Genomic DNA, 789 nt, shown 5'->3' on the forward strand with positions numbered 1-789 from the left:
CTCGCCGTGATCAATCGCGGGGTCGGCGGCAACGGCGCGGCCGAGATGCATGCGCGCCTGGCCGACCTGCTGGCCGACGGCTCGGACCTGGTGCTCTGGCAGACCGGCAGCAACGATGCCTGGCAGGGCGTGCCGGTCGAGACCTACGAGGCACTGACCCGGCAGGACCTCATGGCCACCCGCGCGGCGGGGGCGGAGCTGGTGCTGATGGACCCGCAATATTGCCGGATGCTCGAGGAATGCGCCGCCTTCCCGGCCTTCGTCGCCGCGGTGCACCGCATCGGCGCCGACCTGGGGATCCCGGTCTTCGGCCGCTATGCCCGCATGAAATCCTGGTGCGCCGAACTGGGCCTAGCGCGCGACGAATTGTCGCCCGACGGGCTGCATATGGGCGATCGCGGGTACCGCCTGCTGGGCGAGGCCGTGGCGGCCTGGCTGGTGGACCTGACCGGCGCGCCCGGCGGCGCCGCGCTGTAGCAGGCGTTTTTCAAAAGCCGCCAAGGGGGAACTTCCCGCCGCGCACGGGGGTTATCACGGTTGTCCCCCTGCCTGGTTTCCCCGATTTCCGTCCGCCGGGATCATGCTCTAGGATGCCCGTCTCCAGGATGCCCGTCTTGCCGACGACCTGTTTACCGACGACCCGCTTTTCAGGAACCGCCCGCCCGATGTCCCTGCCTGTTCCGGTTTTCTTCCGTCCGCTCGCCCTCGCCGGGCTTGCGGCGGCCCTTTCCCTGTCCCCCGGGGGCGCGGCTCGGGCCGAACCGGCGATCGTGCCGCATCCGGCGGTCC

At 70.6% G+C, this 789-nt stretch carries 1 protein-coding gene; it reads left to right on the forward strand.

Features of this window, described 5'->3' with window-relative positions; genetic code table 11:
* Positions 1-477 (forward strand): SGNH/GDSL hydrolase family protein (locus tag HUK84_RS20960; RefSeq protein ID WP_176641896.1); only part of this gene is annotated, 477 nt, incomplete at its 5' end.
* Between the last annotated feature and the right edge of the window lie 312 nt (positions 478-789).

The organism is Nguyenibacter vanlangensis, from assembly GCF_013376155.1.
In the GTDB taxonomy this organism is placed as follows: Bacteria; Pseudomonadota; Alphaproteobacteria; order Acetobacterales; family Acetobacteraceae; genus Gluconacetobacter; species Gluconacetobacter vanlangensis.